Source organism: Gordonia sp. QH-12, assembly GCF_001578675.1.
GTDB classification, from domain to species: domain Bacteria; phylum Actinomycetota; class Actinomycetes; order Mycobacteriales; family Mycobacteriaceae; genus Gordonia; species Gordonia sihwensis.
Genome location: NZ_KQ969289.1, coordinates 111,353 through 135,114 on the forward strand (window position 1 = coordinate 111,353; position 23,762 = coordinate 135,114).

20 protein-coding genes are annotated in these 23,762 nt (G+C 68.9%); 8 read left to right on the forward strand and 12 right to left on the reverse strand.

From position 1 onward, the window contains the following. Window positions 1-32: 32 nt before the first annotated feature. Window positions 33-344: a hypothetical protein gene (locus Y710_RS09125; RefSeq protein WP_062367274.1), complete on the forward strand. Its 312-nt coding sequence runs from the start codon at window positions 33-35 to the stop codon at window positions 342-344. A 67-nt stretch (window positions 345-411) separates the two neighbouring features. Continuing rightward, window positions 412-1,572 (forward strand): L,D-transpeptidase, encoded by a 1,161-nt coding sequence (locus Y710_RS09130; protein ID WP_062367277.1) that lies wholly within the window; start codon window positions 412-414, stop codon window positions 1,570-1,572. A 17-nt stretch (window positions 1,573-1,589) separates the two neighbouring features. On the opposite strand, the gene Y710_RS09135 is transcribed toward Y710_RS09130, so the two are convergent. After that, complete coding sequence (locus tag Y710_RS09135; protein WP_197462927.1) at window positions 1,590-2,567, reverse strand: R2-like ligand-binding oxidase; 978 nt, start codon at window positions 2,565-2,567, stop codon at window positions 1,590-1,592. A 102-nt stretch (window positions 2,568-2,669) separates the two neighbouring features. Here Y710_RS09135 and Y710_RS09140 point away from each other — a divergent pair, with 102 nt between their 5' ends. Then, window positions 2,670-3,254, forward strand: a complete 585-nt coding sequence (locus Y710_RS09140; RefSeq protein ID WP_156479429.1) for a DUF3592 domain-containing protein — start codon at window positions 2,670-2,672, stop codon at window positions 3,252-3,254. A gap of 32 nt (window positions 3,255-3,286) precedes the next feature. Here the strand turns inward: Y710_RS09140 and Y710_RS09145 are convergent, their stop codons facing one another. From Y710_RS09145 to Y710_RS09155, 3 genes are read right to left on the reverse strand one after another with little or no spacing between them, the layout of a single operon-like run. After that, the gene (locus tag Y710_RS09145) at window positions 3,287-5,365 is read right to left on the reverse strand and encodes an MMPL family transporter (RefSeq protein WP_062367377.1); all 2,079 of its coding nucleotides are present in this window, start codon (window positions 5,363-5,365) and stop codon (window positions 3,287-3,289) included. 59 nt (window positions 5,366-5,424) lie between these two features. Beyond that, window positions 5,425-7,407, reverse strand: a complete 1,983-nt coding sequence (locus Y710_RS09150; protein ID WP_062367281.1) for a M13 family metallopeptidase — start codon at window positions 7,405-7,407, stop codon at window positions 5,425-5,427. Window positions 7,408-7,426: 19 nt separating this feature from the next. Then, window positions 7,427-8,152, reverse strand: a complete 726-nt coding sequence (locus tag Y710_RS09155; RefSeq protein ID WP_197462929.1) for a pirin family protein — start codon at window positions 8,150-8,152, stop codon at window positions 7,427-7,429. 130 nt (window positions 8,153-8,282) lie between these two features. Between Y710_RS09155 and Y710_RS09160 the strand changes: the two genes are divergently transcribed. Next, window positions 8,283-9,914, forward strand: coding sequence for an NTF2-like N-terminal transpeptidase domain-containing protein (locus Y710_RS09160; protein ID WP_045540028.1), 1,632 nt, complete (start codon window positions 8,283-8,285; stop codon window positions 9,912-9,914). On the opposite strand, the gene Y710_RS09165 is transcribed toward Y710_RS09160, so the two are convergent. The 5 genes from Y710_RS09165 to trmB form a co-directional block, all read right to left on the reverse strand. After that, window positions 9,901-10,314: a DUF3054 domain-containing protein gene (locus Y710_RS09165; RefSeq protein ID WP_006896818.1), complete on the reverse strand. Its 414-nt coding sequence runs from the start codon at window positions 10,312-10,314 to the stop codon at window positions 9,901-9,903. The two genes, Y710_RS09160 and Y710_RS09165, sit on opposite strands and share 14 nt — an antisense overlap. A gap of 34 nt (window positions 10,315-10,348) precedes the next feature. Further along, a complete protein-coding gene (locus Y710_RS09170) occupies window positions 10,349-11,527 on the reverse strand; it encodes a lysylphosphatidylglycerol synthase transmembrane domain-containing protein (RefSeq protein WP_006896817.1) in 1,179 nt (392 codons plus the stop codon). A 33-nt stretch (window positions 11,528-11,560) separates the two neighbouring features. Continuing rightward, window positions 11,561-14,671, reverse strand: coding sequence for an MMPL family transporter (locus Y710_RS09175; protein ID WP_062367285.1), 3,111 nt, complete (start codon window positions 14,669-14,671; stop codon window positions 11,561-11,563). A gap of 95 nt (window positions 14,672-14,766) precedes the next feature. Continuing rightward, entirely contained in the window at window positions 14,767-15,420 is a 654-nt protein-coding gene (locus Y710_RS09180) for an NYN domain-containing protein (RefSeq protein WP_045540559.1), read from the reverse strand. After that, on the reverse strand, window positions 15,417-16,205 hold the full coding sequence (trmB, locus tag Y710_RS09185; RefSeq protein WP_062367287.1) for a tRNA (guanosine(46)-N7)-methyltransferase TrmB: 789 nt from the start codon (window positions 16,203-16,205) through the stop codon (window positions 15,417-15,419). Before trmB ends, Y710_RS09180 begins: the two co-directional genes overlap by 4 nt. A 148-nt stretch (window positions 16,206-16,353) precedes the next feature. Here trmB and Y710_RS09190 point away from each other — a divergent pair, with 148 nt between their 5' ends. From Y710_RS09190 to Y710_RS09205, 4 genes are all read left to right on the forward strand, one after another. Then, a complete protein-coding gene (locus tag Y710_RS09190) occupies window positions 16,354-17,130 on the forward strand; it encodes a hypothetical protein (protein ID WP_231875715.1) in 777 nt (258 codons plus the stop codon). Further along, window positions 17,127-18,269, forward strand: a complete 1,143-nt coding sequence (locus tag Y710_RS09195; RefSeq protein ID WP_062367291.1) for a hypothetical protein — start codon at window positions 17,127-17,129, stop codon at window positions 18,267-18,269. The genes Y710_RS09190 and Y710_RS09195 overlap by 4 nt, the downstream gene beginning before the upstream one ends. Before the next feature lie 8 nt (window positions 18,270-18,277). Then, entirely contained in the window at window positions 18,278-18,661 is a 384-nt protein-coding gene (locus tag Y710_RS09200) for a DUF6802 family protein (protein WP_231650293.1), read from the forward strand. A gap of 119 nt (window positions 18,662-18,780) precedes the next feature. Next, on the forward strand, window positions 18,781-20,613 hold the full coding sequence (locus Y710_RS09205) for a phosphoenolpyruvate carboxykinase (GTP) (RefSeq protein WP_006897427.1): 1,833 nt from the start codon (window positions 18,781-18,783) through the stop codon (window positions 20,611-20,613). A 95-nt stretch (window positions 20,614-20,708) separates the two neighbouring features. On the opposite strand, the gene gluQRS is transcribed toward Y710_RS09205, so the two are convergent. The 3 genes from gluQRS to Y710_RS09220 are packed head-to-tail and all read right to left on the reverse strand — an operon-like array spanning window position 20,709 to window position 23,739. Beyond that, on the reverse strand, window positions 20,709-21,614 hold the full coding sequence (gene gluQRS / locus Y710_RS09210) for a tRNA glutamyl-Q(34) synthetase GluQRS (RefSeq protein ID WP_006897426.1): 906 nt from the start codon (window positions 21,612-21,614) through the stop codon (window positions 20,709-20,711). Window positions 21,615-21,616: 2 nt separating this feature from the next. After that, window positions 21,617-23,119, reverse strand: a complete 1,503-nt coding sequence (locus Y710_RS09215) for a DHA2 family efflux MFS transporter permease subunit (RefSeq protein ID WP_006897425.1) — start codon at window positions 23,117-23,119, stop codon at window positions 21,617-21,619. After that, complete coding sequence (locus Y710_RS09220; protein WP_045539605.1) at window positions 23,116-23,739, reverse strand: PadR family transcriptional regulator; 624 nt, start codon at window positions 23,737-23,739, stop codon at window positions 23,116-23,118. Before Y710_RS09220 ends, Y710_RS09215 begins: the two co-directional genes overlap by 4 nt. Between the last annotated feature and the right edge of the window lie 23 nt (window positions 23,740-23,762).

Consider the following 23,762-nt stretch of genomic DNA (forward strand, 5'->3'; position numbering starts at 1 on the left):
TCTAGTTGCTGGTTGGACGTATCCTGGAGCGCGTGAAGATCGATGCCTCAGTTCCGCTCGTCGCCGCAGGTCTGATCGGCGGGTTCGCCGCCGCCCGATACTCCGGGATCCGCCCCCTCGGCGGTGCCGTGCTCGCCGCCGCCGGCGTCGGCGCCGGCCGCAGCTGGCTCCATCGCGGCGCAGCCGTTACGGGAGCTTTGTCGGCAACGTACCTCGGTGCGTTCGGAATCTCACACCCGCTGGCGAAGAAGCTGGGCGCATGGCCGTCCGTGCTGGTCGTGACGGGTGCGGCCACAGGTGTGACGGCGGTCGCCTTGACGCTCGCTGACAGATCGGCTCAGTGATTCGCAGGAAGTCGGGGGAGAATCGTCGAGTGGTGCACGGCACCGCTCTTTGCTCTCGAGGGGATAGATGTTGATTCGACGTGATTCCGCCGCGCTGGTGTCATGCCTGGTGGGCGTGGCGATGGTGCTCGCCGCGTGCAGCGGTGGCACTTCGGCCCCGCCTCCGGCTCCCGCGGCGATCGGCGTGCCCGTGGCGAACGGCAAGCCGATCAATCCGACGACGCCGATCGTCGTCGACGCGACCGGAGGAGAACTCACCGCTGTGACGGTGACCAACGCGGCGGGTAAGAAGGTCGACGGAAAGCTCGACGCCACCGCGACGCATTGGACCACCTCCGAGGACCTCGGGTACGGCGGGACCTACACCGTGGACGCCACAGCGGTCAACAGCGACAAGAAGCCGACTACGAAGTCGTTCACCGTCACCACCATCACCCCCGACGACACCGCGTACGCCAACGTCGTCCCGGCGCCGGACGTGGTCTCCGACGTCGGCATCGGCGTCGGTCAGCCGATGGTCTTCCAGTTCACCAAGCCGGTGAAGGACAAGGCCGAAGTGACCAAACACCTCAAAGTGACGACCACACCCGCTCAGCCGGGTGCCTGGTACTGGATCGACGACCAGAACGTCCACTACCGCGGCCCCGAATACTGGAAGCCGGGCACCAAGATCCACATCGAAGCCGACGTCTACGGCGTCGATCTCGGCGGCGGCGTCTACGGCGCCGAGGACAACGCCGTCGACTACACCGTCCACGACTCGTGGGTGGCGAAGGCCGACGGTGCCACCGAACTGCTCACCGTCTTCCACAACGGCGAGCAGGTCAAACAGATGCCGATGAGCCTCGGCGAGCCGAACAATCCGTCGCACACCGGTCCGCACGTCGTGTCCGAGAAGGCCGCGCAGACCGTCATGGACTCGTGCACCTTCGGTGTCTGCCAGGGCGATCCCGGCTACTACCGCGAGACCGTCTACAACGATCTGCGGATCTCGAACGACGGTGAGTTCGTGCACTCCGCGCCGTGGTCGGTGGGTCAGCAGGGCGCCTCGAACGTCTCGCACGGCTGCGTGAATCTGAGTCCGGCCGACTCGCAGTGGATGTTCGACCACTTCGGTCTCGGCGACGTCGTCGAGATCACCAACTCGGGCGGCCCGCCGCTGCCCGTCTGGGACACCTACGGCGACTGGGAACTCAGCTGGGATCAGTGGAAGGCGGGCAACGCCTGACGAGCTGACGCCGGCGCTCAAGTCTCGGTGTCGCCACCGAGCGAGGCCTCGTCCTCCGCGTTGAACGTCTCCTCCAGCGTCGCCGGACTGTAATCGACGTCGATGTCTTCGACGTTCCTTCCGCGCGCGGACTCGATCGCGTGCAGCCTGCGCTGCGCGCGATCTGCCGCGTACTCGAGGAAGTCGTCGTTGTCGATGCCGAACGGCGGTTCGTCGAACTGATCGTCGACCCAGGCGATCATGCCCATCGCGAGGGGGATCAGTTCGCCGAACCTGTCGGTGACCACCTGCCAGAGCGAGTCGTCGGCCGCCACGTGCCTGCGGCAGGTGAACGTGCCCCAGGCCATATGCCTGGTCTCGTCCTCGGCGATTCGGCCGATCAACTGCTGCATTCCCGGCAGGATCTCGGTTTCGACGCAGATGCGCCGCCACGCGTAGTAGCCGGTGAGCGCCAGGCTTCCCTCGATCACGTGGTTGTAGGTGACGCTGGCGCGGACCTGGTTGACCGGCGACGGGTCGGCGGAGAGCACCCGTAGCGACTGCGGCAGCTGTTCGTAGAAGAGCTGCCGGTAGTAGGGGTTCTCGGCGACGTACGGGTGCAGATCGCCGGTGAGGCCCACGGCGTCCATCCAGAGTCGGAAACCCTGGGCGTGCTTGGCCTCCTCGAGGCAGAACTGCGACAGGTACATCTCGTCACCGAACCGGTCCTCGGACGCCATCGCGTCCATGAAGGGCCGGATGTCCTGGGTCACCGCCTCCTCTCCCGCGACGAACTGCGAGACGAGGTAGGTGGCGCTCCGGCGTTGCTCGTCGTCGAGCGCGGCCCAGTCCTGCGCATCTCGGGAGAAATCGATCGCCGCGGGATTCCAGGTCTTGGCGTTGCCCTTGGTGAACAGTCGGAGCGGGAACGACTGCCAGTTCATCCCGCCCGCTCGCAGTGAGGTGAAGTCATGGCGCACATCGGATTCTGGGGAGGCAGCGGTCACGGGAATCACTTCCGGAGGTCGTATCGGCTGGGTGCTGCCGACGCTAGTGCGTTCCGCACGGGATCGAAGCGGATTCGGTGTCCGATCGGTCGGGATCGTTAGTCTGGGAGCATGTGGCCTCGTCCCGAGACGATGACGCGCACCCTGGTGGTGTCGGTGAGCGCTGCCCTGTGGTGCTCGGTGTGGTGCGCGATCTTCGCCGCGGGGATCCGGGGATCGGAGAGTCTCACGCTGGCGACGGTGGCACTGCTCGCCGCGATCGCAGGCGGGTTCGCGATCCCGACGGCGTGGATGTCGTTGACCGTCGGCGCGCTGGGCGTCGGAGCGGCGATCGGCGCGGCGGCCGGCGGCGTGCCGTGGGTCGCCGTCCCCGCCGCCGCGGTCGGAGTGATCTGCGTCGTGATCTGGCTGTTTCGGGTGGTTCCGCGGATCTGGCTCTATCGGCAGGGGACGCGGGTCCGCGGAACAGTGGTCGAGTCCGACGGCGACCGTGCCGAGGCGATCGAGAGCACCCACGCCACCGTCCGCTACCGGATCGAGTATCGGGACGCGGAGGGCCGAACCCATCAGTTGACCGGCAGAGACGAGTTCCCCCTCGGCGCTCGGCCGTTGGTCGGCGATACGGCCGAGGTGTACTACGCCGAGGCGAAGCCCGAGCGGGCCGTGGCGGTCTTCGGGACGACGCCGCGCGACTGACCCCGCGCCGGGCGGTTCGCGCGAGGAGCGCGTCAGTCCGCGGTGCGCGCGTCCTGGGACGTGTCGGCGGCGATGGCGCCCGGCCACCAGATCCGCGGTCCGATGTCGAGGGTGAGCGCCGGAACCAGCAGCGATCGCACGATCAGCGTGTCGACGAGGACGCCGAACGCGACGAGGAAGGCCACCTGGGCCAGGAACAGCAGCGGGATCACCGCGAGGGCGCTGAACGTGGCGGCGAGCACCAGACCGGCTGCGCTGATGACGCCGCCGGTGCCGGTGAGGGCTCTGATCATCCCGTCGCGGGTGCCGTGTGCCTGCGCCTCCTCCCGGGCCCGGGTCATCAGGAAGATGTTGTAGTCGATGCCGAGCGCCACGAGGAACACGAACGCGAACAGCGGGACGACGGGATCGGCGCCGGGAAAGCCGAACGGGCCGTTGAACATCAGTGCCGCGACGCCCAGCGCGGTCCCGAACGACAGAACCGTGGTCGCGAGCAGGATCAGCGGTGCGAGAAGGCTCCGCAGCAGGACGACGAGGACGGCGAGGACCACAGCCAACACGATGGGGATGATGACGTTGCGGTCGCGTTCGGCGGTGGTCCGGGTGTCCAGGTCGACAGCCGTGGCGCCGCCGACCTCCGCGTCGGCACCGGGGACGGACGAGACGGCGTTCCGGATCCGCACCACGGTGTCCTGTGCGGCGAGGGAGTTCGGGTCATCGCTCAGCGTCACCTGAATCGCCTGCCTCCCGTCGTGGGTGACGGGACCCGATGCGGCGGCGAGGATCTCGGCGGCTGCGACGCCGTCGACCGCACGAACCCGTTCCGCGGTTCGGACCGCGGCCGCATCGTCGGTGATCACCCAGGTTGGGGTGCCCGACCCGGCGTCGAAGTGCCTGCCGTGCATCTGCGCGCCGGTCACCGATTCGGTCTCACCGAGGAAGAAGTCGTCGGTGGAGACGCCGCCGGCGCGGAACGCGGGGGCGAATGCGGCGCCGATGACGAGCACCAGGAGGGTGAGCGCCCAGATCTTGCGCGGCGAACGGGCGACGAATGCGGCGACCCGTTGCCAGATCCGGTGCGTCGAACCGGTGGCCGGCCCCGGCCGGCGCGGCCAGAACGCGGTGCGTCCGATGAGCGCGAGGGCGGCCGGGAGGAAGGTGATCGAGACGAGCAACGAGGCGGCGATGCCGATCGCCGCGATCGGGCCGAGGCTGCGATTCGAGTTCAGGTCGGACAGCAGCAGACAGAGGACGCCCAGGATCACGGTGGCAGCCGACGCGCAGATCGGCGGGAGGGTGGCGCGCCACGCGGTGCGCAGGGCCGCGCGTGCGTCCGGTTCCGCCGACAGCGCCTCGCGGTAGCGAGCCACCAGAAGCAGGGCGTAGTCGGTGGCGGCGCCGAAGACCAGGATGAACAGGATTCCCTGGCTCTGCCCGTTGAGTTCCAGGGTGCCCGCGGACGCGAGCCAGTAGACCACGCCCGACGCCAGTGCGAGGGCGAAGACTGCGGAGAGCAGCACCACCAGCGGCAGGATCGGCGAGCGGTATACGACGATCAGGATCGCCAGCACCACCGCCCCGGCCACCAGCAACAGGACGCCGTCGATGCCCGCGAAGGCGTTCGAGAGGTCGGCGGCCTGGGCGGCGGGGCCGGTCACGGCCACTGCCACTCCGGGCGGTGGATTCGCCAGCGCATCGCGCAGCTTCCCGATCTGCTCCTTCGGTTTCCCATCAGTGGAGACCGGGACGAACAGTTGGACGGCCGCACCGTCCGCCGCCCCGATCGCGGGAGAGAACTGCGGTGCGAAGCCCGGCGTTCCGGCCAGTGGAGTCACGGCGTCGGAGACGAAGGCGGTGTCGGCCGCAGTCATCGGCCCGCCGTCCTGCTTCTCCGCGACGACGATCGCCGGGAAGTAGCCGGTGTCGGTGAACGCGGGCAGCTGCTCGGCCACGCGGGTCGACTCGGCCGACGAGGGCAGGAACGCGCTCGCGTCGTCGGTGGTGACCGTGCTGAGCTTTCCGGCCAGCGGTCCGGTGGCCCCGGCCACCCCGAGCCAGATCAGCACGAGCACGGCGGGCACCAGCGTGCAGGCGAGCCGCGAGGAGGTCATGGCCTCCATGTCTACCGGCTATGCGGTGTTCGCACCATCGAGAGCGCCGGTCGGCTGCCTCACCAGATGCGGACGCGATCGGCGGGCGGCAGATACAGCGCATCGCCGGGGACGACGTCGAACGCTTCGTAGAAGGCGTCGACGTTGCGGACCACACCGTTGCAGCGGAACTCCGGCGGCGAGTGCGGGTCGATGGCCAGACGCCGGATGGCTTCCTCGTCCCGGGTCTTGGTACGCCAGATCTGGGCCCAGCTGTAGAAGACCCGTTGCCGTCCGGTCAGTCCGTCGATCACCGGCGGCGTGGCGCCGGACTTCTCCTGCGCGATCTCGTACGCCACCAGGGCGATCGACAGCCCACCCAGATCGCCGATGTTCTCACCGAGGGTGAACTCGCCGTTCACCTTGTACTTCTCGTCCAGCCCGTGAGGCGTGAACTCGCCGTACTGCGCTGCCAGTGCCGAAGTGCGCTTGCCGAACTCGGCCCGGTCGTCGTCGGTCCACCAGTCCACCAGGTTGCCGTCGCCGTCGTACTTCGCGCCCTGGTCGTCGAAGCCGTGGCCGATCTCGTGGCCGATCACCGCGCCGATGCCGCCGTAGTTGGCCGCGTCGTCGGCGTTCGGATCGAAGAACGGGGGCTGCAGGATCGCCGCCGGGAAGACGATCTCGTTCATCCCCGGGTTGTAGTAGGCGTTCACCGTCTGCGGCGTCATGAACCACTCGTCGCGATCGACGGGGCGGCCGATCTTGCGGAGCTCGCGTGCGGTCTCGAAAGCCGCGGCGCGGCGGGAGTTGCCGACGAGGTCGGTGCGGTCGACCTCCAGCGTCGAGTAGTCGATCCACTTGGCCGGGTAGCCGATCTTGGGGGTGAACTTGTCGAGTTTCGCCAGGGCCCGGGCGCGCGTCGCCTCGGTCATCCAGGGCAGATCGCCGATGTTGCGGCGATACGCCTCGACGAGATTGGCGATCAGTTCGTCCATCCGGGCCTTCGCCTCGGGCGGGAAGTGTCGCTCCACGTATAGTTCGCCGACCGCGAAGCCTGCCGCCTGCTCGACGAAACCGACACCGCGCTTCCATCGGTCGCGGATCACCTCGGCACCGGTGAGGGTCTTGCCGTAGAACGCGAAGTTCTCGTCGACGAAGTCGCTGGAGAGATACGGTGCGACGGTGCGCAGCAGCCGCCAGGCGAGCCAGCTCTTCCATGAATCGAGCGGCTGCGAGGTGAGCAGTCCGGCGCTCGACTCGATGAACGACGGCTGACCGATCACCACCTCCGCGAACGTCTCGCCCGCGTCGAGACCAGTCAGCCAGCCGGCGAGATCGAAACCGGCGGCGAGATCGCCGAACTCCGCGAGGGTCCGCAGGTTGTAGGCGGCCTCGGCGTCGCGTCGCCGCACCACGTCCCAGTGATGCGATGCGATCGCGGTCTCGAGGTCGAAGATCGCCGTCGCCTGCCGTTGTGCGTCGGCGACACCGGCCAGTCCGAGCATCGCGGCGATGTGAGCGCGATAGGCCTCGCGCACGGCGGCGTGATTGTCTTCGCGATAGTAGGACTCGTCGGGCAGTCCGAGACCGCTCTGGGTGATGTGCACCAGGTAGCGGTCGGACCGTCGCGCATCGGTGTCGACGTAGAAGCCGAACAGGCCGCCCACCCCCTCGCGCTGCAGACGCCCCATCAGAGCGGCCAGTTCGGAGGTGTCGGAGACGCCGGCGATCTCCTGGAGCTGATCGGCGATCGGTGCGACCCCGAGTTCCTCGACCCGATCGACGTCCATGAACGACGCGTAGAGGTCGCCGATCCTGGCTGCGGGCGTGCCCGACTCGGGGGAGCCCTCGGCGCACTCCTCGACGATCGCGCGGACGTCCTCCTCAGCGTTGTCGCGCAGCACGTGGAACGCTCCGTCGATGCTGCGATCGTCCGGAATCCGGTGGCTGGCAAGCCATTTCCCGTTGACGTGGGTGAAGAGGTCGTCTGCGGCGCGTACGGATGGTTCGACCCACTCGAGGTCGAGCCCGGAGGTCTGCTCGATAGTCACGTCCTCCATAGTGACATCACGCCGGGGTTTATTCCCCGAGCCGCGCATCCATCGACCAGACGAGCAGTTCGCAATCGGTGGCCGCCCGGACGACGGTTCCGCCGAAGTCGGTGGCGCGCAGGGCGTCGGAGGCCTCCAGCGTCTCGCCCTCCACCTGCGCGGTGCCGCGGGTGACGAACAGGTGTGTGAAGCGGGACGACGGCACCGCGATGGTCTGTCCGGGAGTGAGTCTGGCCGCGGAGAGGGTGGCCCCGCGGTTGGCGATTCGGATCGCGGAGTCGTGGCGGGGGGAACCGGAGGCGACGGTGACGAGGCGTCCCGGTCGCAGTTCGCCCGAGATGTCGAGTTGCTCGTAGCCCGGTGTGATGCCGTACTCGTCGGGCATCACCCACATCTGGATGAAGTGCACCGACTCGTCCGCCGACTCGGCGTCGTCGTTGCGTTCGGAGTGCAGGATGCCGGTGCCTGCGCTCATCCGCTGTGCGAGGTCGGGATAGATGACGCCGCTGTGTCCTTCGGAGTCCTGGTGGACCAGCGATCCCGACAGCACCCAGGTGACGATCTCGGTGTCCGCGTGCGGATGTGTGTCGAAGCCCTCACCGGGCGAGATCACGTCCTCGTTCTGCACCAGGAGCACGCCGTGGTGGGTGTTCGCCGGGTCGTAATGGTCGCCGAACGAGAAGGAGTGGGCCGAGTCGAGCCAGCCGGTGGTGGTGCGCGCGCGGTCCGTGGAACGCAGGATGGACGTGCTCATGGAGTCCATTGTCCTCCGTCGCCCGGAACGGATGCCGTGAGCGGCGCGTTGTGCGATTGTGACCACATAGTTCCCGGAATGCGAGCTTGTGGCCAGAGAAACGGGTGGGAATGAAGTGATAATTGGGACTATGGTTTCGCGGGTTGGAAGAGCGGTGTTCGCTGTCGTCGCTGCGCTGGCCGTGGTTCTCGCCATGGTCTCGTGCTCTTCCGACGACGATTCGGATGCTTCGCGTGCGGTCTCGGCATTCGCGGACGCGATCAGCAGGCAGGACACGCAGGGAGCGGCCGACCTGACGACGTCGCCGAGTCAGGCGGCCGAGCTGCTCGGCGTCACGTTCGCGGGAATGCATCCGCGTGAGGTGTCCGTCGACACCGGGCGGCTCGTGGAGTACAGCGACGGCAGCGCCTCGTTCACCCTGACCATCACGTGGAACTGGGCGGGCGACCGGAGTTTCCAGACCAAGACCTCGGGGTCGGCACGCCGGCTCTCCTCCGGCTGGAAGGTCCAGTGGGATCCGGGGCTGCTGTACACCGGCCTCACCCCGGACGGCCGACTGCAGGAGGTCCGCACCGACGCCACTCCGGCGCCGGTGGTGCGCAGCGCGTCGGGCAAGCCGTTCATGCAGATGGAGCCGGTCAACGAGATCACCATCGACCCGGCCGCGACCAAGGATCTCGACAAGTCGGTGCGAGCGCTGGCGAACGCGGTGGCTCCGGTGGCCCCGATGGTGACGGTGAAATCGATCGACGACAAGCTCGCCGCTTCCCAGGGACGGCAGGTGGTCGCGGTGACGCTGCGCGACTCCGACATGCAGATTCTCACTTCCGATCCGGCTCGGATCGCGGGAGTCAACGTCAACAAGTCGGGCATGCTCGTGATGACCGACCGCCGGCTGTCGACCCCTCTGAGCGCCGGTCTGACGAACTACTGGAACGCGATCCGCGACGCCACCGCCGGCTGGCAGGTGCAGCTCGTGGCGCCCGGGGCGCCGCCGCAGAAACTCGCCGGGCATCAGGGCGGGGCGGGCCCGGACATCGTGACGACGATCGACCCGAACGAACAGCTCACCCTGGGCGACGCCGCCGTCGAGGTGGCGCAGCCGGCGACGATCATGACCCTCGACGCCGCCACCGGAGCGATCCGCGGGATGGCGCAGAACGACGCCGCGGCCGCCAAGAACATCGAGGCGGGCATCGCCTATCCCGTCGGCAGCACCCTCGACCCGGTGTTCGACGCGATCGCCGCGGAGGGCAAGGGCGCCGATCAGCACAGCGCGGAGTCGGTGCTGCACTCACTCGGGTTGGGCCTGCAGTTCACGGTTCCGGGAATGAGCCTGCCGAGCGGCACCGCGCCCAAGGTGTCCGCCGCCGCGTACCACCCGAAGGATTACACGGCGTCGATGATCAACATGGCGGCCCTGGGAGTCGCCCTGGAACGAGCCGGCGGTGACCGGACCGCGGCTCCGCCGTTCGTCATCAAGGGGTCGAAGACCAAGGTCACCGGGGGCCAGTTGGGCAAACTCGACGACGGCGTGGTCCGGCGGATCCAGGCGTCCATGACGACCACGGCGAAGACCGGCGACGCCAGTGATCTGACCCGTGCTCCCGGGCTCAAGGCGCTGGTCGGCACCAACGGGCCACAGGGACCCGGTTGGTTCGTCGGCTCTCAGGGCGGCAAGATCATCGTCATCTACTGCGAGGGCGACAAGTCCGGTACCGCGGCCCTTCAGGTGGCGCAGAAGTACTTCACGCTGAAGTGACGCGGCGCCGCGTCACCAGACCGGCGACGGCGCGCCAGCCCAGCAGCAGGACACCGGTCGCGATGGTGGCGACGATGCAGAACGAGAGGGCCGTGCCCTGCCCGGAGACCACGCGCAGCAGCATCCCGACGACGACGGTCGAGACCCAGACCGCGACGCCGGCGGGCCAGAGTGCGGCGGGCGCGAGGTCTCGGCCCCGGGTGGTCGCGGCGGCGATCGCCCAGCCGGCGATCGCTCCGACGAGGAACGGCCACAGGGTCGTCAGAAATCCGGTGAACGAGCCGGCCTCATCGTGGCTGCTGCGGCCGACGGCGACGAACACGCAGATCGCCGCGAAGTCGGCGACGGCGGGGAGGACGAGACGTCGCTGAACCGGCGCGACGGATACGGGTGCGGTCATGTCCCCACCGTATCCCCGGACCGGCCGGCCTTCCCTACCCTGTGTTCGGCGTCTCGCCGGCACCGGGATCGCGACCGTCGTCGGACCGTCGATCCAGCTGTCCGGGGTCGATGACCGGATACTTCTGCGTCGTGTCTTCGGCGATCTCGTCGTCCAGACTGCGCCGGGACTTGAACGCACCCCGGTACCGCACCGCGATGACGACCCAACCGATCAGTGCGATCAGGATGTAGCTGATGATGCGGTAGATCAGGACGGCGGTGAGCGCATCCGCGGCGCCCATGCCCGCGGAGGCAAGGGCCGCGACCAGGACGCCGTCGACGACGCCGATGCCGGCGGGCAGCAGCGGAACCGCGGTGCCGACCGCCTTGCCCGCGGCATAGGCGACCATCAGACCCGAGATCGAGGGATGCGCGCCGATCGCATAGCAGGCGGCGGCGAGACAGAGAACGTCAGCGACCCAGTTGAACAGGCTCCAGCTGAACGCCTCGACGGCGTTGCGCCGGTCGAGCTTCACCGCCTGCAGCTGGGTGATGATCTGGTGGAGTCGGTCTGTCCCGTAGTCGGCGGGCTTGTCGCGCAGCTCGTTGAACCAGCCGAGCAGCCGGGCGGCGATGGTCTCGAGCACCTGGGGATGACTGGCCATGTACTGCACGACCGCCACGAACACGACGAACAGTGAGACGCTGAAGATCACGGAGAACGGACTGGTCTTGGCGCCGGCGAGCAGGGCTCCGCCGAGACCGAGCAGCGCCAGTCCGGCGCCCGCCAGCAGCCCGGACATCACCAGCTGCCAGGAGGCGACCACCGGTGTCGCGCCCCAGCGCCGGCTCTCGCGGTAGATGAACGCCGGAGCGAGGACCTGTCCGCCGGGCAGGGTCTGGGACACCGAGTTCGAGGCCAGGATCACCGCCAGTGATTCGCGCTGCCGGACCCGGACGCCTGCCGAACGCATCAGGACGCGCTGCACCTGGCCGTAGCTGTCCATCGACAGCAGAGCAGCCACGATGGAGACGAAGACCCACTGCCACCGGAGCTCGCCGATGCGCGCCCAGGTCTGTGTGAGCTTGGGCCAGACGATCACGCCCTCGGTGACCAGAATGGCGACGACGAGGACGATCAAACCCCATCGGAGCCAACGGCGCCACGGTCGCGAGGACCCGCCCTCGGGCGTCGGGTCCGCGGCGACGTGGTCGGCGTCGTCGTTGGGCATGCGCTACAGCGTAACTGCCCGGTAGCGAGGGACCTATTCCCCGTCCTGCTGTGCCCGACGGCTCCGGCGCAGCAGATCCTGCACGCTGATCTGGGTTCCCTCCTCGCCGCGGTCGGCGCGGAGCTCGCGCGAAGGGGCCTGCGGCTCGGGTGCCGCGGGCTCACGGGCCGGGGCCTCCGTTGCCGGTGCGGTCGGGCGCGGGGGCGGTGTCGGTGCCGGGGGAGTGGCCCGGGCGCGGCGCGGCGCGGGAGCCTGCGGCTGGTCGGTCGCCGGGCGAGGAGCCACGGGCTGCGGGCCGCTCTGACCCGGTACCACCGGGCGCGGCGGAACCCGGCGCGGCGGTACCGGCGGTGCACCGATCGGGCGGCGCGCGGTCGCCGGGGCGGTGGGAGCGGGTCCCTGTGGCCGTGCAGCGGGCGTCGCACCGCCCGTCGTCGGTGCGATCGGCGTCCGCGCCGGACGCGGCTGCGGTGCAGGCGGTGCGGTCTGCGGTCGTGCCGACGGGGCTGCCTGCGGTCGTGGGCGCTGATCCGGGCTCACCTGGCGGACGCCGCCGAGTCCGAGCTTCCACGAGCCGGTGTCGGGGCCGGAGCCGCGGCGGTCGGTGCGCGCGGCGGACGGCGCGACCACCTCGTCGTCGACGAGTTCGTCGAGCGTGCTGTCGGCGGTGGGCTGGGGTCCGCTGTCGGACTCACCCGGCGTCTCGTGCCGCGAGAGCGCGCGGCGGGGCCCCGTCGGCTCGGCCCGTCCGGCCACTGGACGTTCGGCCACTCCGGACGGTACCCGCATCGCGGTGGTCGGTGCCTCCGCCGCGGCCACGACACCGCCCGAGGTGCCCGCCGGCACCGCGTCGAAGTAGTCGGGGCGCTTCTGGCTCGGGTCGTCCTCGAGGATGGTCTCGCCGAGGCCGATCTTCTGCTGCAGTCGTTGCATCCAGCGCGGCGACCACCAGCAGTCGTCGCCGAGCAACTTCATGATCGACGGCACCAGCAGCATGCGGATCACCGTCGCATCGAGGATCAGCGCTGCGATCATGCCGTAGGCGATGTACTTCATCATGACGATGTCCGACAGGCCGAACGCGCCGGTGACCACCACCAGGATGGCCGCGGCCGCGGTGATGATGCGGCCGGTGTGCGCGGTGCCCACCCGGATCGCCTCGGTGGTCGACGCACCCTGCTGCCGGGCCTCGACCATGCGGGAGAGCAGGAAGATCTCGTAGTCGGTCGACAGGCCGTAGATGATCGCGATGATCAGAACCAGCACCGGCGCGAAGAGCGGGCCGGGAGTGAAGTTCGCGATCGACGAGCCGTGACCGTCGATGAAGATCCACGTCAGGATCCCGAGCGTGGAGCCCAGACCCAGCGCGGTCATCAGTGCCGCCTTGATCGGCAGGATGACCGAACCGAACGCCAGGAACATCAGCAGGCCGGTGACCAGGACCAGCAGGATGGCCATCCACGGGAGCAGCTTGATCAGCGCGTCGATGGAGTCCTGGGTCAGGGTCGGGGTGCCGGCGACGTAGACGGTCATGCCCTGGTCGTCGATCTCGCGGAGCTTCTTGATCGCCTCGGGTGCGGTGTTGCGGTCCACCAGACCGGCCGACATCTGCGTCACGCCGAGCCCGGTCTCGTCGTCGCCGTACACGCCTTCGAGGGCTCCGCCGTCGGCCGTGGGCGAGAACTGCTTGGTGAACCCGGGGATCTGGTTGGCCTCGTCGGCGATCCGCTGAATCTTGCCCGCCGCGTCGTCGGTGTTCTGGTCGTAGGTGACGATCAGCTTGAGGTCTTCGGTGCGCTCGGTCGGGAAGTACTTGTCGAAGTCCTCCTGCGCGACGCGGTTCGCGTTGTCGGGCGGGAGATAGGCCTCGGTCATGCCGCCGAACTGGATGTTGCCGAACGGGATGATCAGCGCCAGCAGCAGCAGGACCGTGGGTGCCGCGGTCTTGACCGGGTGCTGCATCACCCATCCGGACAGGCGGCCCCAGAATCCGGCCTCGATCTCTTCGCGCGTCTTGGTCCGACGCAGGAAGGGCAGGCTCAGCGCGTCGATCCGGCGGCCCAGGATCGCCAGGATCGCCGGGAGGACGGTGATCGACAGGATGGCGGCCAGACCGACCGACGCGATCGCCCCGTACGCCACGGATTTCAGGAAGGCCTGCGGGAACATCAGGAGACAGGCCAGCGCGGCGACGATGATGGTCGCCGAGAACACCACGGTCTGGCCCGCGGTCATCACGGTTCTTCGGACCGCGGCTTTGACCGTGTATCCCTCGGCCATTTCCTCTCTGAATCTGCTGACGATGAACAGGCCGTAGTCGATCGCGATGCCCAGACCGATCAGCGTGACCACCGACTGGGCGAAGATGTTCAACTCGGTGAGCTGCGCCAGCACCTTCATGATGCCGAGGGAGCCGGCGATCGTCAGACCACCGATGAAGACCGGCAGCACGGCCGCCACCACGCCGCCGAAGACGAACAGGAGCATGATCGCCACCACCGGTAGCGCGATCAGCTCGGCACGCGAGATGTCGTCTTCCATACCCTTGCTCATCGCGGCCGCGATCGGTTGCAGACCGGCCAACTGAAACTTGGTTCCCGGTAGGTCGTACCGCTCGGCGAGCCCGTCGAAGAACGGCTCGATGGTCTTGTAGTTGTTCAGGATCGTGGTGTCGTCGTCACCCGCGACGCCGATGGACACGAAACCGTGTTTTCGGTCGGCCGTCCACATCCGGGACTGCTTGATCTCGGCAGCGGTCTGACCGGCGCCCGCGTCGGCCTTCTCGAACGGATCGATGATGCCAGCGTGCCCGTCGCCGGACTCCCGGCTGACGATGTCCGGATGCTCCTTGACCAGGTCGTCGACGATGTTCTCGGTCTTGGCGCTGAACGCCGGATCGTCGACCTTGGTCCCCGCAGGCGGCGTGATCAGCAGGATCACGTCGGACTTGTGGTCTCGCCCGAGGGCGGTGTCGGCGATGACGGATCCCTGGGCCGACTCCGAGCCCGGGTCGAACCATCCGCTCTGGGACAGGTACTGCGGCAGGTTGATGCCGTACAGCCCCAGACCGCCCATCAATGCGACGAGGACGGCGATGACGGTATAGCGCATTCGGTAGACGAATGAGCCGATGGATCCGAACACGCCGGTGTCCTTCCTACTTGCGGGTACCGAAAGTGCGATTCTCGCAGCCTAAACTGAGAAAACCTGCGCACGGCTTCAGGTCTCTGAAGACCTGTCTACTTGAGCAACGCCGTGAGGGGACGGAACGGGGTGAGCCAGGCACCCTCGTCCGGCAGCGAGTCGAGACTGATCCGCGGCAGCGGTTCGCGGAACACGCCGGGGATCTCCTCGAGATCGATGAACTCGATCTCTTGGCAGGTCAACGCCCAGCTCGCATGCTCCCGGAAACCGATGACGGTGACCGGCACGCCTTCGGCCGCGATCTCCAGCAGCGGTTCCCGGAAGGCCTGGCCGTCGGCTGAGGCGACGATCACACCGGCGAGGCCGGGTGTATGACGTCGCACCTGGATGTGGTCGAGCATGTCGGCGTCGACGTCGCTGTCCTCGGTCAGCTTCGGCTTGGCGAACACCGCGTAACCGACGTTCCGCAGCGCCTCCACCCACGGGCGCACCACGTCGGCGCTGCCGGGCACGATGTTGGTGAAGACGGTGGCTTCGGGCTCGACCTCGGCGTGCAGACTCGCCGCCAGAGCGGCGTTCCGCTTGAGAATCCAGCGGCCCAGGGCGTCGAACCGCGGCCGGTGCGCGGCGGTCGGGCGGCCGCCGAGGATTCCTCCGAGACCCATGTCCATATTCGGGGCGTCCCACACCAGCAGCAGTCGGCGAGCACTGCTCGCGCCGGAGATCGTCTCCGCGAACTCGGGGCTCATGCGTCGTCCTCCCTGGTCTCCGTGCGCGTGGGTTTGGGATGCGGCTTCACGTAGACGAACTCGTTGACCTCTCGGCCCTCCTCCTGGGCGCGGCCCTCGAACTTGGTGGTCGGGCGGTCGAGCAGAATCGGCGAGTCGAAGGTCAGCGGCACCACATGCGGCCGGTCCGGACGCTGCGTCGCCAGCAGTTCGGCGATCCACAGCGCGTAATCGGCGTGATCGGTCGCGATGTGCAGGACGCCGCCGGGCTTGAGTCGATCGGCGATCAGTTCGATGGTGCCCGACTGCAGGAAACGCCGCTTGTGATGGCGCGACTTGGGCCACGGGTCGGGGAAGAACACGCGGACGCCGGTGAGGGTGTCGGGACCGATGAGCTCGGAGAGGACGACGGTCGCATCGCCGCGGACCATGCGGACGTTGGTCAGTCCGGCTCGGTCGACGAGGCCGACCAACTGCGCGAGCCCGGGCTGGTACACCTCCACGGCCACGACGTCGGCGTCCGGCTCGGCCTCGGCCATCGCCGCGGTGGAGATGCCCGTGCCGCTGCCGACCTCGACGATGAGGGGAGCCTGCCGTCCGAACCACTCCGCCGCCTCGAGCGGTGGCTCGTCCGCGCGGTCGGGTCCGGTGCGCAGGTCGCGACCCAGCCGGGGCCACAGAGTCTCCCAATTGCGCTGCTGTCCGGGGGTCAGAGTCCCGCGCCGGAACCGGAAGCTGGTGACTCTCGGGTAGAGGCGGGAGCGGTCGGTGTCGGGCGCCGATCCATCGGCGGCGTCGGTGTTCACCGTTCCATGGTGTCCTATTTACGGTGCTCGCTCACAACGGACACCCCGATCAGCCGCCTCGGACCGCCCGATTCCGGCGACCGCCGCACAATGTCGGACCTGCGGGGTAGGTTCAGTGCACGCAGACACCTTGGGGGAGGTGGACGGGGTGGAACCCATTCTCAGCGGCCTCGCATTCGACGGGCCGGACTTCGCACGCACACCATTGGTGGTCGACGTCTCCGGGGCGCCCGGCGCGGGCAGTTCGACGATGGCCGCCGCGCTCGCCGCGCGCTTCGGAGTGGTCGCCAGACCGGTCGGTCAGGACCGGGGAGACGGTCCGGATCACGACCGGCGCCTCGACGACCCCGCGGATCTGCTGATCCGGGTCATCGGCGCACAGGCGCGGGCCTGTGATCGCGCCGCGATCCGGGCAGCGGAGGTGCCGGTGGTCGTCGTCGCCGCGAAGGCCGACACCCGGCCCGACGCCGACCGCCTCGCCGCGAACGCGAGCGAGGATCTCGCCTGTCCGGTGCATCCGGTGTCCGCACTGCCGGCCGCGGCGCGGATCACTTCAGCTGACGTGGACGTCCTACGGTCGTGGGCGGCCGCCGGGGTCCGCGTTCCCGAGTCCGCTGCAGCGTTCGCCGCAGCCGCGCCCGACCAGGGCTCCGCAGCGCGGCTCCTCGCATTGCTCGGTCGCGCCGGTCTCGTGGAGTCGCTGGCCGCCGTATCGACCGACCCCGACCTGGACGCGCAGGCGCTGGCGGTGCGGCTGCGGCAGGCGAGCGGTCTGGACGCGCTGGTCGCGCCGATCGCCGCCGCTTCCGCGGAGATCGCGCGCGGTCGCCGGGTGCGCAGACTCTCGGGGCTGCGCCTGCATGCGGCCCGCGGCTTCGACCGCGTCGCGGTCGAACGGCGTCTGGCGGGGGAGCGGGTCCGATGACTCTGCTGATCGCCGGAACCGCCGGAGCCGATCCGGCGGGACTCGCCGCTGCACTGGCGGCCGCCGGGCTGCGGGAGGAGATCCTCGTCGCGGGCAGCCCCGCCGACGCCGCGTCGCAGGCCGCGCGGGCGCGGACGGCCGTGCTGGCGATCGACTCGTCGATGCCGGCGTGCGAAGAAGAAGACCTGCTGCTGGCCGAACTCGCCGCGGCGGGCCTGCCGACGGCACTCGTGGCATGTCGCGTCGACGCCTTCCCGGCATGGCCGAAAGCGCTGGCCGAGACGCGGCGCCGCCTGGATCCGCAGCGCGGACTTCCGGTGTTCGCGACCTCCGCGGCGCTCGCGAGCGCTTCCGGTTCCGCGTCGGGTGTCCCGGAACTGGCACGCTGGTGCCGCGATCGGGCCGACGGTGAAGCCGTTCCCCGGGCTCCCGCGCGGGCCGAGAACGGACAGGCCGAGAGCGGACAGAGGGCGCAGCCGCCCTCGGAGTCGGTCGCGCTGATCCGTGCCGATCGGCTCGCCGGACTGCGAGCGGGCATCGTCGCCTCCAGGGCGGAGGCGATCGAATCGTTGCGGGCCGCGACGTCCGATGTGCATCGCTGCGTGCCGGACGCCAGCGCCGCTCCCGGTTTCACCGACTGGCTGCCGTCGTTGCTCGACGCGCTCGAACACCGGGTGATGGACCACTTCGCGCAGCGGCTCGATCAGGTACGGGCAGCGGCCGTCGGCGGACTGGCCGGCGGCTCGTCTCCGCCGTCTCCGCCCGAGCCGTTCGGGAACGGCACGCGGGTCGTGCCTCGACCGCAGGGCGGTCGCCGCACCGAGGACGTCATGGTGCTGCTCCTCGGCGCATCGATGGGTTTCGGAATCGGCCGGATGGTGATCGCGCCGACCCTGCAGTGGGCCGGACTGGGCATCGCCGGGACCGTGCTCACCCTCCTGGGCGGCGTCGCGCTCGCCGCATGGGTGGTGTCCGTCCGCCGCGCATCCGCCGATCGCGCGCGGCTGGAACGGTGGGCCGCTGAGGTGATCGCGTCGAGGCGGCTCGGCATGGAACACCGCATCGGCACCAGGGCCGGCGCGGCCGAAGCTCAGTTCACGAGAGAGGTATGGAACCGGACGCGACCCGCTCGCGTCTGATGGAACCGATGGACGAATTGACCGGAGGACTCGCCGGAGACAGTGAGGATGGTCTCATCTCCCCGGAGGGAGGGGTGCACCACCTGTCCGGCTTCGGTGTGATGTCCGACGCTGAGAACTCGCCGGGTGTCGATGTTCACGACCACCTGTGGTGGTACTCGGACGGTGCCCTGTGGGACCTCGGGCCCGCGGAGTTCGATGCGAACGGAGACGGTGTCCGTGACTCGCTGACCTGCGAGGTCGATGGTTCCCCGGCGATCGTCGCCGATACCGACGGGGACGGGCGAGTGGACCGGGTGTCCGTTCTGCGAACAGATTGCCGAGTCGACGCGGGGGCGTTGGGCGAGCATGACGCCGAGTGGAGTCCGACGACGCTGGGCCGACTCGAATAGCCGCTGGTCGCGATGCCCGGGGGTTCGGTCCACGGCGTATGGGGCGTATCCTGGGGCCAGTATGCGTTCGCACAGCCACTGCGCGCAGGCACCCGTGAGTTTTCGATGAGGAGATCCGCATGACCGCTGCGACAATTCCGGGCGTCGAGCCCGGGAGCGCCCCTACCAAGCACGCCGGGCTCATCGCCTGGGTGGCCGAGGTTGCCGAATTGACGCAGCCCGACCGAGTTGTCTGGTCGGATGGCAGCGACGAGGAGTGGGATCGCCTCACTGCGCAACTCGTCGAGTCCGGCACCATCACCAAGCTGAACGACGAGCGCAAGCCCAACTCGTATCTGGCGCTCTCAGACCCCGCGGACGTCGCCCGCGTCGAATCTCGCACCTTCATCTGCAGCAAGACCGAAGAAGCCGCAGGCCCCACCAACAACTGGGTGGAGCCCTCCGAGATGCGTGCGACCATGACGGAGCTGTACCGCGGCTGCATGCGCGGACGCACCATGTACGTCATCCCGTTCTGCATGGGTCCCCTCGGATCGGACGATCCCAAGCTCGGCATCGAGATCACCGACTCCGAGTACGTCGTGCTGTCGATGCGCGTGATGACCCGCGTCGGCCCCAAGGTGCTCGAGGCGCTCGGTGAGGACGGCTTCTTCGTCCAGGGCCTGCACTCGGTGGGCGCCCCGCTGGAGCCGGGACAGACCGACGTGCCGTGGCCCTGCAACACCGAGAAGTACATCGTCCACTTCCCCGAGGACCGGGTGATCTGGTCCTACGGCTCGGGCTACGGCGGCAACGCGCTGCTGGGCAAGAAGTGCTACGCGCTGCGCATCGCCTCGGCGATGGCGCACGACGAGGGCTGGCTGGCCGAGCACATGCTGATCCTGAAGCTGATCAGCCCCGAGGACAAGGTCTACTACGTCGCCGCGGCGTTCCCGTCGGCGTGCGGCAAGACCAACCTCGCGATGATCCACCCCACTCTCGACGGATGGCGTGCGGAGACCGTGGGCGACGACATCGCCTGGATGCGCTTCGGCGAGGACGGCCGGCTGTACGCGGTGAATCCGGAGTTCGGCTTCTTCGGCGTCGCACCGGGCACCAGCTACGACTCGAACCCGACGGCGATGAAGACCGTCGAGGCAGGCAACACGATCTACACCAACGTCGCGCGCACCGACGACGGCGACGTGTGGTGGGAGGGCATCGGCGGCGAGACCCCGGCGCACCTGATCGACTGGAAGGGCAACGACTGGACCCCCGAGTCCGGGACCAACGCCGCCCACCCGAACTCGCGCTACTGCACCCCGATGTCGCAGTGCCCGACGCTGGCTCCCGAGTGGGACGATCCGCAGGGCGTGCCGATCTCGGCGATCCTCTTCGGCGGTCGCCGGAAGACCACCGTGCCGCTGGTCACCCAGGCCCGCGACTGGGAGCATGCGGTCTTCATGGGCGCGACCGTCGGTTCCGAGCAGACCGCCGCGGCCGAGGGCAAGGTGGGCACCGTCCGTCGCGATCCGATGGCGATGCTGCCGTTCCTCGGCTACCACGTCGGTGACTACTTCAAGCACTGGCTGAACATCGGCCGCAAGGAGGGCGCGCAGCTGCCCGCGGTGTTCTACGTCAACTGGTTCCGCCGCGGCGAGGACGGCCGCTTCCTGTGGCCGGGCTTCGGCGAGAACAGCCGCGTCCTGAAGTGGATGGTCGATCGCATCGAGGGCAACGTCGAGGGCGTCGAGACCCCGATCGGCATCGTGGCGGCGCCGGGCGAGCTCGATCTCACCGGACTGGACGTCTCCGAGGCCGATCTCGCCGAGGCACTCGCGGTGAACGCCGACGAATGGCGCGACGAACTGCCGACCATCGAGGAGTGGTTCGAGTTCGTCGAGGACGGCAAGGACAAGCTCCCCGCCGAGCTCGCCGACCAGCTCAAGCACCTGCGCGATCGCCTGGGCTGACGCTCAGAGTCCGCTGACGAGAGGCCCGACCGGTTCGCCCGGTCGGGCCTCTCGTCGCAGCGGTCGGCCCCGGGAAACGCGGCCGGGACCGCCGTTCACTCCGGCGGGACGAACACCCAGGGTGTGCGAACCAGCGTGGACGGGTCGAATCGCTCCGCCAGAACGCTCAACGTGACCGGTTCACCCGCGGCGGCCAGTCCCAGCGACTCCGCCATCATCGACAGCGCCGATGCCGCGTCCACCCCGTGGCCGGCGAGATCAGTCAGGGTGACGGCGCCGTCGCGCTTCGCGAGGCGGGCACCGGAGCGGTTGAGGACCATCGGCACGTGGGCGTATTCGGGCGGGCGGTGACCGAGCAGAGTCGCGAGGAAGGCCTGCCGGGGTGCAGAACTGAGCAGATCGTCGCCGCGGACCACCTGGTCGACACCCGTGGCCGCGTCGTCGACCACCACCGCCAGGTTGTACGCCGGGGTTCCGTCGTTCCGGACCAGGACGAAGTCGTCGACGTCGCCGGTGAACTCGCCGTACAGCAGGTCGTGGACGGTGAACGACGAGACCTCGGCGCGCAGGCGGATCGCGGCGGGCCGCTCCGACCGTCGTTGCGCGCGCTGCGCCTCGCTGAGGTCGCGGCACGTTCCGGGGTAAGCGCCCTGCGGCGCGTGCGGTGCGCTCGGCGCTTCGAGGATCTCCCGGCGCGTGCAGTAGCACTCGAACGTGCGTCCGGCGGCCACCAATTCGTCGACCACGGCGCGGTACTCCTCGAGCCGCTGTGACTGGTAGACGACAGGCTCGTCCCAGCTGAGGCCGAGCGCCGCGAGATCCCGCAACTGCCGGACGTCCGATCCCGGCCGGACGCGGTCGAGGTCTTCCATCCGGATCGCGAAACCGCGGCCCGTGGCATGGGCGAACAACCATGCCAGGACCGCGGTGCGCAGGTTTCCGATGTGCAGATCGCCCGACGGCGACGGTGCGAAGCGGCCCGCGGGGCTCGGCGGCAGCATGTCTACACGGTAGTGTCGACCGCCGCCGTCGTCTCCGCCCGGTACCCCGGCCTCGTGCTCTCCGGCCGGACCAGGAAGAGCGCCGCGACCACGCCGACTATCAGGATCGATGCGGGCAGCAGCATCGACTGCGCCATGGCGGTGGAGAACGGCGCCACCAGGAAGTCCGGCAGTTGCCCGACGCCCACCGAGCCGGTGTCGCCGGCGCCGGGCACGTTGGCCTCCAGCCGGGACTGCATGCCGGCGGCGATGGCGGCCGACCCGATCACCGACCCGATCTGTCGGGTGGTGTTGTAGATGCCGGCTCCGGCGCCGGCCTGCCGCGGCGGGAGATTGCGGGTGGCGGTGGTGGCCAGCGGTCCCCACATGCCGGCGTTGGCGATGCCCATCAGCGCGGCGGGCAGCAGGAACATCGGAATGGCGGTGTCCGCGTTCATCATCGACGCATACCAGAACAGCGAGACGCTGTAGAGGCCGAGGCCGGGCACCAGCAGGAATCGGGGATCGGTCCGGTCGAGGAGCTTGCCGGCGAGCGGGGCGAGCACCCCGGCGAGGACGGCCATCGGAATCAGCAGCAGCGCCGACTTCGTGGGGCTCAGTCCGCGTGCCACCTGGACGTAGAACATCATCGGGAGCGTCATACTCGTGACCGCGAAGCCGACGACGGCGATGCCGAGGTTGGAGATGGAGAAGTTCCGGTCGCGGAACAGTGCCAGCGGAACCAGCGGTTCGCTCGCGGTGCGGGATTGCTGCCAGAGGAACAGCGCCATGATCGCTACACCGCCGATCACCATCGTCCACACCCAGGCGGCCCAGTCGTACTTCTCGCCCTCCTGGAGACCGAAGACGATGAGGAAGAGGCCGATCGTGCTGATCGTCACGCCGACGACGTCGAACCGGTGCTGGTGGGTCTCGAGGCGGGGAACCAAGCGCCACGCCGCGGCGAAGCCGATGACGCCCACCGGGACGTTGATGATGAAGATCCACTCCCAACCGGCGTGATCGACCAGCAGACCGCCGGCCAGCGGGCCGACCAGCATCGCCACACCCGCCACCGAACCCCACAGACCCATCGCCGCGCCGCGCTGATGCGCCGGGAACGTTCTGGTGATCACAGCCATGGTCTGCGGGGTGATCATCGCGGCGCCGAGACCCTGGACGGCGCGGAACGCGACGAGCATGGCCAGGGAATTCGACAGACCGCAGCCCAGTGACGACAGGGTGAAGACGGTGATGCCGATGAGGTAGAGATTGCGGGGACCGAAGCGGTCGCCCATCCGCCCGGTGATCAGCAGCGGCACGGCGTAGGCGAGCAGGTAGGCGCTGGTGACCCAGACGACGTTGTCGAGATTGTCGGTGTCGGGGTCGAGCGCCTCTTTGATGGCCGGATTCGCGACCGACACGATGGTCGTGTCGACGAGGACCATGAAGAAGCCGATCACCAGTGCCCACAGTGCGGGCCACGGGCTCCGCTGCGAGTCGGCGGTGCCGGACGAGACTGTCATTTCGAGTCCTTCGAGTCGGTGCGGAGCATGGGTGTCGGTGATGTCGCGGAGTCGACGCCCCACGCGTAGTCGGGATCGGCGAGGCGTTGGAGCAGGCGGTCGGTCCAGCGGAGATCGGTCTCGATCAGATCGGCCTGACGATCCACTTCGATGAGGAACTGCGATTGCACACCGCGGCCGGTGGCATCGCTCAGGCCTCGGCGGTGGACCTCGAGATCGGCGGCGAGCCCCTCGCGCCGCAGCGTCAGGAGAGTGATCACCTCGTCGCGGTCGAGGTTGTGGGCCTCGGCGAGAGCGACCCGGAATTGCGCCGTGCGGTCGCTCCGGGGCAACTCTCGGCGAACCCACTCGGTGACCGCGTCGCGCCCGGCGTCGGTGAGTCGGTACGTGGTCCGCTCGGGGCGGTTGCCCTCGCGGTCCACTCCGACTTCGACCAGGAGTTCTTGTTGATTGAGTCGGTCCACGGTGTGGTACAGCGTGCCGTTCGTGATCGACACCATGCGATCGTCGCGCCGTTGTCTGAGCAGGCGGACCATCTCGTACGGGTGCATGGCACCCTCGCGCAGCAGCGCGAGGACCATCACACCGAGCGGCGTGAGCCGCGGTTGTTCAGCCGACATCGAATACTCCAGATCAATTAGTC

What these genes read in the sequence shown, in the direction of transcription:
- Y710_RS09130 (WP_062367277.1), top strand. Translation starts at nt 412, where the DNA reads ATGTTGATTCGACGTGATTCCGCCGCGCTGGTGTCATGCCTGGTGGGC.
- Y710_RS09140 (WP_156479429.1), top strand. Translation starts at nt 2,670, where the DNA reads ATGTGGCCTCGTCCCGAGACGATGACGCGCACCCTGGTGGTGTCGGTG.
- Y710_RS09145 (WP_062367377.1), bottom strand. Translation starts at nt 5,365, where the DNA reads ATGACCTCCTCGCGGCTCGCCTGCACGCTGGTGCCCGCCGTGCTCGTG.
- Y710_RS09150 (WP_062367281.1), bottom strand. Translation starts at nt 7,407, where the DNA reads ATGGAGGACGTGACTATCGAGCAGACCTCCGGGCTCGACCTCGAGTGG.
- Y710_RS09155 (WP_197462929.1), bottom strand. Translation starts at nt 8,152, where the DNA reads ATGAGCACGTCCATCCTGCGTTCCACGGACCGCGCGCGCACCACCACC.
- Y710_RS09160 (WP_045540028.1), top strand. Translation starts at nt 8,283, where the DNA reads ATGGTTTCGCGGGTTGGAAGAGCGGTGTTCGCTGTCGTCGCTGCGCTG.
- Y710_RS09165 (WP_006896818.1), bottom strand. Translation starts at nt 10,314, where the DNA reads ATGACCGCACCCGTATCCGTCGCGCCGGTTCAGCGACGTCTCGTCCTC.
- Y710_RS09170 (WP_006896817.1), bottom strand. Translation starts at nt 11,527, where the DNA reads ATGCCCAACGACGACGCCGACCACGTCGCCGCGGACCCGACGCCCGAG.
- Y710_RS09180 (WP_045540559.1), bottom strand. Translation starts at nt 15,420, where the DNA reads ATGAGCCCCGAGTTCGCGGAGACGATCTCCGGCGCGAGCAGTGCTCGC.
- Y710_RS09195 (WP_062367291.1), top strand. Translation starts at nt 17,127, where the DNA reads ATGACTCTGCTGATCGCCGGAACCGCCGGAGCCGATCCGGCGGGACTC.
- Y710_RS09200 (WP_231650293.1), top strand. Translation starts at nt 18,278, where the DNA reads ATGGACGAATTGACCGGAGGACTCGCCGGAGACAGTGAGGATGGTCTC.
- Y710_RS09205 (WP_006897427.1), top strand. Translation starts at nt 18,781, where the DNA reads ATGACCGCTGCGACAATTCCGGGCGTCGAGCCCGGGAGCGCCCCTACC.
- gluQRS (WP_006897426.1), bottom strand. Translation starts at nt 21,614, where the DNA reads ATGCTGCCGCCGAGCCCCGCGGGCCGCTTCGCACCGTCGCCGTCGGGC.
- Y710_RS09215 (WP_006897425.1), bottom strand. Translation starts at nt 23,119, where the DNA reads ATGACAGTCTCGTCCGGCACCGCCGACTCGCAGCGGAGCCCGTGGCCC.
- Y710_RS09220 (WP_045539605.1), bottom strand. Translation starts at nt 23,739, where the DNA reads ATGTCGGCTGAACAACCGCGGCTCACGCCGCTCGGTGTGATGGTCCTC.